The organism is Nocardia sp. NPDC049737 (assembly GCF_040674755.1).
In the GTDB taxonomy this organism is placed as follows: domain Bacteria; phylum Actinomycetota; class Actinomycetes; order Mycobacteriales; family Mycobacteriaceae; genus Nocardia.
Window position 1 is genome coordinate 46,494 of record NZ_JBFANH010000011.1, and the last position, 8,519, is coordinate 55,012.

The window sequence follows — 8,519 nt, forward strand, 5'->3', positions numbered from 1 at the left end:
ATGGCTACCGAAGGTTTCGTGCGCCGCCCCCGCATCGCCCCGCCGCGCGCGCCGGGCGGTGAGGTGGCGTTGAATTCGCCGCCGGAGATCCAGCGGGCCATGCCCGGACCACTGATCATGAAGTTGATGCCGGTGATTATGGTGGTCGCCGTCGTCGGCATGATCGCGATGATGGTGATGATGGGTCGCAACCTGCTCGCCAACCCGTTCATGATGATGTTCCCGATGATGATGCTCATGTCGATGGGCGGCATGATGCTCGGCATGCGGGGCAACGGCCCCAAGGGGGCTGGCGAACTCAACGAGGAGCGCAAGGACTACTTCCGCTATCTGGACCAGATGCGCAAGGACGTCCGCCGCACCGGCAACAAGCAGCTGGAATCGCTGATCTGGAGTCATCCGGAACCGATCGATCTGCCGTCGGTGGTCGGCACCCGCCGGATGTGGGAGCGTAGGCCCAACGATCCGGACTTCGGACATGTGCGGGTCGGGGTGGGCAGCCATCGGTTGGCGACCAAGTTGGCACGTCCGGAAACCGGTCCGCTGGAAGATCTGGAGCCGGTCTCCACCGTGGCATTGCGTCGTTTCGTACGAACCCATTCGGTGGTGCACCAGCTGCCGACCGCGGTATCGCTGCGGGCCTTCCCGGCCATCAATATCGGCGGCGACACTGAGGAAGCCAGAATGCTGGCGCGCGCGATGCTGATGGAGCTCACCGCATTTCACGGGCCCGACCACGTCGCGGTCGCCATAGTCTGCGCTGATCCGGACGGATCCGCCTGGGAATGGGCGAAATGGCTGCCGCACCTGCAACATCCGACCGTCCGCGACGGCATGGGCTCGGCCAGAATGGTGTACGGCTCGCTGGCCGAACTCGAAACCGCACTGGCCTCCGAACTGCTCGAGCGCGGCCGCTTCATGCGCAATCCGCAACCGACACAGGGCCGTTTGCATCTGGTGGTCATTATCGATGACGGCTACGTCAACGGCACCGAGCGCCTGGTCAGCGAATCCGGTCTGGACTCGGTCACCGTGCTCGATCTGACTGCACCCGAGAACGGCCTTGCCGCGCGGCGCGGCCTGCAATTGGTGGTCGGTGACGGTGCGGTAAGCGCGAAAAGCGCTGCGGGAATAGAGAAATTCGCCGCCGCCGATGAGGTGAGCACGGCCGAATCCGCATCCTTCGCCCGCAGCCTGGCCCGGTTCCGTATCGCGACGGCCGCACAGATCGTCAGTCTCGGCGACGACACCCGGACCGATCCGGGACTTATGGCGCTGCTGAAGATTCCGGATGCCGCGCAGATCGAACCATCGAAAGTCTGGCGTCCGCGCACGGCTCGTGAGCGGCTGCGGGTGCCGATCGGCGTCACCCCGGACGGCACCCCGGTCGAAATCGATATCAAGGAATCCGCCGAGAGCGGTATGGGACCGCACGGATTGTGTATCGGCGCAACAGGTTCGGGTAAGTCCGAATTCCTTCGCACGCTGGTGCTTTCCATGGTTACGACGCACTCGCCAGATGCCCTGAACCTGGTGCTCGTCGACTTCAAGGGCGGCGCGACCTTCCTCGGCCTCGACTCGCTGCCACATGTCGCCGCGGTCATCACCAACCTCGAGGAAGAACTCTCGATGGTGGACCGCATGAAGGATGCGCTGGCCGGTGAGATGAACCGCCGCCAGGAATTGCTCCGCGCCGCAGGCAATTTCGCCAATGTCACCGACTACGAGAAGGCGCGCGCGGCGGGCGTCGCGCTCGACCCACTGCCCGCACTATTCGTCATCGTCGACGAGTTTTCCGAATTGCTCTCGCAGAAGCCGGATTTCGCGGATCTGTTCGTGATGATCGGCCGCCTCGGTCGCTCACTGCACGTCCATCTGCTGCTGGCCTCGCAGCGACTCGAGGAGAACAAGCTGCGCGGCCTGGACTCGCATCTGTCCTACCGGATCGGTCTGCGCACCTTCTCCGCCAACGAGTCCCGCGCCGTACTCGGCATTACCGACGCCTACCACCTGCCCGGCATTCCGGGCTCGGGTTATCTCAAGAGCGATGCCGACGATCCGTTGCGATTCAACGCAACCTATGTGTCCGGGCCGTATGTCTCACCGAGCGGCAGCCGACAGGTGGATGGCCGGGTGGTCGGCGGTCAGTCGCCGACGGTGTTCACCGCCGGACCGGTCGAGGCGGCGCAGCGACCGGGGCCGGTGCGGATGGAGCTGCCCGACCTGCCGCCGCCACCGGGTGCGCAGCCGGAAGGGGAGTCGCTGGGCGGCGTGCCGGAGACGCTGCTCGAGGTCGTCGTGAAACGCCTTACCGGACACGGCCGCCCGGCACACGAGGTCTGGTTGCCGCCGCTGGACGAATCGCCGACGGTGGATATGTTGCTGCCCGATCCGGATTGGCGTTCCCCGGTAAACCGGCACGGCCAGCTGTGGATGCCGATCGGCATCATCGACAAACCCTACGAACAGCGCCGTGATGTCCTGACCATCCAATTGGCCGGTGCCCAAGGCAATGTCGCGGTCGTCGGCGGTCCGCAGTCTGGCAAGTCGACCACCATCCGCACGATCATCATGGCCGCCGCGGCGACCCACAGCCCCGAACAGGTCCAGTTCTACTGCCTCGATTTCGGTGGCGGCAGCCTCGCCGGTCTGTCCGGTCTGCCGCATGTAGGTTCGGTCGCGGGCCGCCTGGACGGCGATCGGGTGCGCCGTACCGTCGCCGAGTTGACCACGCTGATGCGCCAGCGCGAGGAGCGCTTCGCCGAACTCGGCATTGAATCCATGGTGGATTTCCGGCGCCGCAAGTACTCCCAGATGGAGGCCCGGCTGATCAACGGGACCGAGGCCGATCCCAATGATCCGCTCGCCGCGGACCAGTTCGGCGATGTTTTCCTGGTCATCGACGGCTGGGCGGCCATGCGCGAGGAGTTCGACACCATCGAACCGCAGATCACCGCCATTGCGGCACAGGGTCTTTCGTACGGCATCCACCTGATCATCGGCGCCGCGCGCTGGGGTGAGATCCGGCCCAATGTGAAAGATCAGATCGGTACCCGGGTAGAGCTGCGCCTCGGCGACCCGACCGATTCCGAAATGGGCAGGCGCACAGCGGCTCTGGTGCCGGTTGGTCGCCCCGGTCGTGGTCTCACACCCGATGAACTGCATATGCTCATCGCACTGCCCCGACTTGATTCCGATTCCGATCCGCAGACGCTGGCGGAGGGCGCCGCCCAGGCCAGAGATCAAATGCAGCAGCTCTATCCGGGCCGCCGCGCCCCCGAGGTGCGGATGCTGCCGTTGCAGATGAGTCGCGACGAGGTCGTGGCGATCGCGCGCAAGCACGCGGTCGAACTCGGCCCGACCAAGGTCCTCGTCGGGCTCGGCGAGAACGAATTGGACCCGTTCGTCTTGGACTTCGGTCAAGAGCCGCATTTCATGGCCTTCGCCGACGTCGAATGCGGCAAGACGACGCTGCTGCGCAATATCGCCATGGGCATTACCGAGAACGCGACACCGGAACAGGCCAAGATCATCCTGATCGACTACCGCCGCAGCCTGCTCGGCGTGGTCGACGAGGCCCATCTCGGCGGCTATTCCACCTCATCGCAGACCTGCGGACCGATGGTCAACGAACTCGCCCGCTACATGTCCAAGCGTATCCCGGGCTCCGATATCACCCCGCAGCAGTTGCGCGAGCGCAGCTGGTGGACCGGACCCGAAATCTACCTGCTGATCGACGATTACGACATGATCACGGCGGGCATCAATCCACTGCTGCCACTGCTGGAATACCTGCCGCAGGCTCGCGATATCGGTCTGCACGTGGTTGTCACCCGCCGCACCGGCGGCGTCTCGCGCGCCCTCTACGACAACGTGCTCGGCGGTATGAAGAACCTCTCCGTCGACGCGCTGATCATGAGTGGCCCCAAGGATGAGGGCAAGCTGATCGGTGATGTCCGTCCGATGAAGCTGCCGCCCGGGCGCGGCATCCTGGTGTCGCGCAACCGCGGTCAGGAGATGGTGCAGATCGCCTATCTGCCGCCGCTGTGAGCCTCGGGCGCCGACTCTGGCGTCGGCTGCGGCACATTGGTCAGCGTCGACGTCCTCGGCTCGAAGGTCCAGCTGTCGGAACGGCGTTGGAACAGCGCACGGGACGGTCCCGAGGCGGCCGGGCCCGCGATCCTGGCCAGATGGAAGCCTTCCTTGTGGTAATAGGCATGCAGATCGGTATTGGTTGTCCAGGCGTCCAGTCGGACCCAATGGCGTTGTCGTTGGCGCGCAAGCGATGCGGCGTGGGCCAATAGGCGATGGCCGACGCGCTGGCCGGCGAAGCGGAGATCGACGATCATGAAATGTGCGATCACCGCGTCGGTCAGTTCCCAAGGCGACCACAACCCCGGGTCCGACCGGTCGTTGACGGTGATCGTCCCGGCCGGTTCCCCGGCCACCTCGGCGATCCAGGTTTCGCCCGCGTCCAGCGATTCGCCGACGGCCCGCGCGAAGATCTCGATCGGTAGGCCGCGGGCCGCGACGGTCCACTGATCGGAGCCGCGCGCCGTGAGCCAGGCCGTGCGCTGGATCCGAAGCCGGCAGATCGTGCCGAGATCACTCAGGGTTGCCCGGCGGATGCTATTCATGACTGCACCGTATTCATGGCGGAACGTTTTTCATGGCAATGAGATACCCGGCCCGTAGGAAATGCCGAGCGTATGTCGGATGACGTTGCTGCCCGCGTCGTCGCCGAGTTCATAGGCCAGCCGGTTGCGGGTGGCGATCGACCGATGCCGGGTGGCCCTGGTGATGCGCTCGTGGTTGGCGCCGATGCGTAGATGGTCCAGCAGTATGGTGCCGGTCGCCACACCGAGCACGATCGCCTCCTCGGCACTGGCCGGGCGGGCGACGAGCGTGTCGCGGTGCGCGGTCTCGGCGTGGCCGCGGTCGGCCAGCCGGCGTGTCGTGCCCTCGGGAATATCGTGCGGCGAGTCGATGCCGGTCGCCTCCGCCAAATCCCGTGGATAGAAACTGACCTCCCACGACCATGGTTCGTTGTCCAGGAACTGGACGACCGTCCTGGCCAGCACCCAGGAATTCTCCGACACGCCCAGCCAATGCGCCACCTGCGGATCCGCCGGTTCCATCTTCGCGCTGAACTCCTTGGTCGGCTCGCGATGTGCGGCGCGCGCGATCTCTTCGAAAATATCGTGGGCGGATTGCGGACGATCCGGACGAATATGGTCGGTGACAACCGATTCCAGAACTTCTTGGTTTCGTACGATGGTGCCACGGGAAGTAGCTGTGTAGACCAGATTTTCGGCAACGAGCACGTGAATGGCGTTGCGCGCGGTAGTGATCGAAACCTGCATTTGATCGGCCAGCTCGGTATGGCTGGGCAACCGATCGCCCGGATTCCACTTGCCTGCGCGGATCTCCTCGCGGAGGAGGTCTGCGATCCGGAGATACGTCGGACCGTCCGCCATCTTGCTCCTCGGTCAGTCATGCAGGTAACGAAGTGTACTCTTCGTGACTCCCTACGGCCCGGTAACGCTTGACAGGTGCCTTCAGAGGTTTATTGTAATGAACGTCCTGATCCAGGTGTTGTGCGGCGATGACGGCGAGGCAACGTGGCAGGTTCGGATTCATCAACGGTTGTGATGGCTCTTCCAGGCACACCGAAGTGTGTCGATTCGACGGTGCAGTCCCTGACCCATGGACTACTTCCCACGTCGGATCTACTTGTACGGGCGTGTCGCGGTCACCGAGTTGTCGGTGGTCCGCTGCTCTGGTTCGCCCGTGACCTAGCGATTCTGCACGAAAGACGGCTCGTCGGTCGTGGCGGATCGGTATCCACCGATCCAGCGACGATCCTCGAAATCGAGCGTCGCAGAATCGAATTGGTCATGGCGATCGACGATTGGGTGGCGCGCAGTGTGCCGCAGCATCGGCTCGGCGCGACACTACACACCGAAACCGTCGGTTCGGTTATCGACCGGATCGCGGAGTCCTCGGTCCGCGCGCACCACGCGTTGATGACGCTGGACGCGCACGACGAACAACTACACGGCGCATGGCATCATCTGGCCGAATTGGCCGATGCCTACGACGATTTGGTGCGCGATATCCTCGCGGGCCGACGCCGACTCCCGGAGTGGTGACGACCCGGGTGACGAGAGGCCGTGGCTTCCCTACCGGCTAGCCACGGCCCCTTGCCGTTTCGCGAGTCGCCGAGCGCAGTCCAATGGCGGCGCCCATCGGATAGCGGGCCGCCATTCGACTACCGTCGGCGTGCGGATCAGGCTACCGGCGTCTGGTGTTGGGGGACAGGCACCAGCGGCCGTGCTCGGCTTCGCGGACCAGATCGCTGTATGCATTGGACAATTCGGCTAGTCGCGTCCATGTCACGTGCATACGTTCGCCGGTCAGATCGTCGGTCATCAGCAGGTGGAAGGCGTGGTCGGCGGTGGCTGCGATGCGATCGATGATGTCACCGAGTGCGGCGTCGCGATGGTCGTCGGTGCGCAGCGTCAGGTGCTCGGTTGCCCAGGTATTGATATTGGCAACCAATTCCACTCGGAGGCAGTCGATTACGGCCGCACGCTGGGGATGCTCGCGTCTTATGCGGTGCAACCGGACCAGATCGCGCGACCATCGGCAGACATGGCCGCGGACCTGTTTTCCGCTCAGCGCGCACAGTAGTTCGCTGGTGCTCGGCAGTGCCGAGCCGGCATTCGTCCGCACCAGCATCGGAGGCCGACGGAACGTCGGGTTACTACAGTGCGCTGGCGCGTTCACAGCGGTGCAGTGAGCTCGAGGTGGATACCGTCGGGATCGCTGAAGGACAGGATCGCGATGCCGAGTCCGTCCAGCGGCGTGACCTCGCCGTGTTCGATTCCGGCCTCGGCCAGCCGGGCGGCGGTGCGGGCCAGATCGTGGACCGAGGGCACGGTGAAGCTGAGATGGTCCAGACCGACGCGTTCGGAATCGAATTTATCGGTTGGTTCGGCCACCGGGCGTAGTCCGAACAGCATTCCGTTCGTTTGGAATACGACGCCGCCGTAGAATTGGGCCGGATCGGTGCGCACCTGCGGATCCTCGGGTCGACCCGGTGATTCGACCGCGATCTCGAAACCGAGCACGTCGCGGTAGAACGCCTTGGAGCGGTCGATATCGGTCACGGTCAGGCGGATGTGGTGGATACCGGTGGTTTCGACGAGCGTCATTTGAACTCCGCGGGGCAGGCCGGATAGGTAGTACGAACCCTAAGCCGCTTATTCCGCAGTTCCGAGTGTCGGAAACGACATATTCAGTACTGTTTGCGACATGGATGTTGCGGTCTTCGTGCAGGACGGCGTCGCCGACCTCGGCCTCACCGCGGTACTGGAGACCTTCGCGACCGCCAATGGACTGCGCGAGGAACTGGAGACGGCACCCGAACCATGGCGGGTGCACATCGTCGCCGATGGTGAACAAGTGCGTACGGCGCACGGTTTCCGCGCGCAAACGACGCCGATGACCGAACTGCCGGACGATGTCGGTCTGATCGTCGTCCCCGCAACGCGCGTCCTGGATGCGGATGGGCTGATCGGCGTGGTCGCCGCACCCGCGAATCGGCCGGTGCTGCAACTGATGACGCGGGCCTATGAATCCGGCGCGCACCTCGCCGCGGCCTGCACCGGTACTTTCTACCTGGCCGAGGCCGGCGTGCTGGACGGCGTGGTTGCGACGACGAGTTGGTGGCTCGGCCCGGCCTTTCGACGCCGGTACCCGCGCATCGACCTGGACGAGAGCCGAATCCTGTGCCGGGCGGATCGGCTCACCACCGCCGCGGCCTCGCTATCGCATATCGACCTCGCGCTGGCGCTGATCGCCGCGCAGAGTCCGACCCTGGCCGAGTTGACTGCCCGGTATTTGGTGGTCGGCGATCGCCGCACGCAGATCGATTCCGCGATACCGGAGGTGATCGCCCGCAACGACTCCCTGGTCGCCGCATTCGAGCGCTGGGTGCGCGACCATATCGCCCAGCAGTTCCGCATCGCCGACGCGGCGCACCTGCTCGGCGTCACCGAACGCACCCTGCAGCGCGCCACCCAAGCCGAAATCGGGATGTCGCCCCGGGATTTCGTGCACGAGGTCCGGCTGGAACGCGCCACCCAACTGCTGCGCACCACGACCCTTACCATCGACGCGATAGCGGACAAGGTCGGCTACATGAACGGGGGCACACTGCGCGGACTGTTCCGCCGTCGTCGCGGTCGGTCCATCGCGGAGGTACGCGCGTCCCGATTATCCTGGTGAGAGGCGTGATCACGGCGTCGGTGACCACGACGGAGCGAGTCTTACCAGGGAGAAGTTCGCGGCCCGTCTCGCGTTCGCGCGAAGGCGCGGCCATCGAACTCAGCCGAGTGGCCGAAGCACATCGCCGCAGGTGCGAGTCTCGGCTGTGCCGCTAGGACTGCTTGCGGGTCGAAAGGGGGCCGCTGGGACTGCTTGCGGTTGCTCGAGAGGGGGCCCGCTGGGACTGC

At 64.8% G+C, this 8,519-nt stretch carries 7 protein-coding genes; 3 read left to right on the plus strand and 4 right to left on the minus strand.

The genetic code is table 11. From position 1 onward, the window contains the following. Complete coding sequence (eccCa, locus tag AB0J47_RS16550; protein WP_364346165.1) at positions 1-4,050, plus strand: type VII secretion protein EccCa; 4,050 nt, start codon at positions 1-3, stop codon at positions 4,048-4,050. Here eccCa and AB0J47_RS16555 read toward each other — a convergent pair. Together AB0J47_RS16555 and AB0J47_RS16560 are read right to left on the minus strand one after the other, a co-directional pair. Continuing rightward, complete coding sequence (locus AB0J47_RS16555) at positions 4,032-4,637, minus strand: GNAT family N-acetyltransferase (protein WP_364346167.1); 606 nt, start codon at positions 4,635-4,637, stop codon at positions 4,032-4,034. The genes eccCa and AB0J47_RS16555 overlap by 19 nt on opposite strands. 30 nt (positions 4,638-4,667) lie before the next feature. Continuing rightward, positions 4,668-5,477 carry a GntR family transcriptional regulator gene (locus AB0J47_RS16560; protein WP_364346169.1) on the minus strand — a complete coding sequence of 270 codons (810 nt, stop codon included), beginning with the start codon at positions 5,475-5,477 and terminating at the stop codon, positions 4,668-4,670. Between the two features lie 174 nt (positions 5,478-5,651). On the opposite strand from AB0J47_RS16560, the gene AB0J47_RS16565 reads away from it, so the two are divergent. Further along, positions 5,652-6,152, plus strand: a complete 501-nt coding sequence (locus AB0J47_RS16565) for a DUF4254 domain-containing protein (protein ID WP_364346171.1) — start codon at positions 5,652-5,654, stop codon at positions 6,150-6,152. A gap of 142 nt (positions 6,153-6,294) precedes the next feature. Here AB0J47_RS16565 and AB0J47_RS16570 read toward each other — a convergent pair whose 3' ends face one another. After that, positions 6,295-6,741, minus strand: a complete 447-nt coding sequence (locus AB0J47_RS16570; RefSeq protein ID WP_364346173.1) for a DUF4254 domain-containing protein — start codon at positions 6,739-6,741, stop codon at positions 6,295-6,297. Positions 6,742-6,785: 44 nt separating this feature from the next. Continuing rightward, positions 6,786-7,217 (minus strand): VOC family protein, encoded by a 432-nt coding sequence (locus AB0J47_RS16575; RefSeq protein ID WP_364346175.1) that lies wholly within the window; start codon positions 7,215-7,217, stop codon positions 6,786-6,788. 100 nt (positions 7,218-7,317) lie between these two features. On the opposite strand from AB0J47_RS16575, the gene AB0J47_RS16580 reads away from it, so the two are divergent. Next, positions 7,318-8,292, plus strand: a complete 975-nt coding sequence (locus tag AB0J47_RS16580) for a helix-turn-helix domain-containing protein (RefSeq protein ID WP_364346177.1) — start codon at positions 7,318-7,320, stop codon at positions 8,290-8,292. Positions 8,293-8,519: the final 227 nt, after the last annotated feature.

Excerpts from the sequence above, each read along its gene's own strand:
- eccCa (WP_364346165.1), top strand. The coding sequence starts at position 1 with ATGGCTACCGAAGGTTTCGTGCGCCGCCCCCGCATCGCCCCGCCGCGC.
- AB0J47_RS16575 (WP_364346175.1), bottom strand. The coding sequence starts at position 7,217 with ATGACGCTCGTCGAAACCACCGGTATCCACCACATCCGCCTGACCGTG.
- AB0J47_RS16560 (WP_364346169.1), bottom strand. The coding sequence starts at position 5,477 with ATGGCGGACGGTCCGACGTATCTCCGGATCGCAGACCTCCTCCGCGAG.
- AB0J47_RS16580 (WP_364346177.1), top strand. The coding sequence starts at position 7,318 with ATGGATGTTGCGGTCTTCGTGCAGGACGGCGTCGCCGACCTCGGCCTC.
- AB0J47_RS16555 (WP_364346167.1), bottom strand. The coding sequence starts at position 4,637 with ATGAATAGCATCCGCCGGGCAACCCTGAGTGATCTCGGCACGATCTGC.
- AB0J47_RS16565 (WP_364346171.1), top strand. The coding sequence starts at position 5,652 with ATGGCTCTTCCAGGCACACCGAAGTGTGTCGATTCGACGGTGCAGTCC.
- AB0J47_RS16570 (WP_364346173.1), bottom strand. The coding sequence starts at position 6,741 with ATGCTGGTGCGGACGAATGCCGGCTCGGCACTGCCGAGCACCAGCGAA.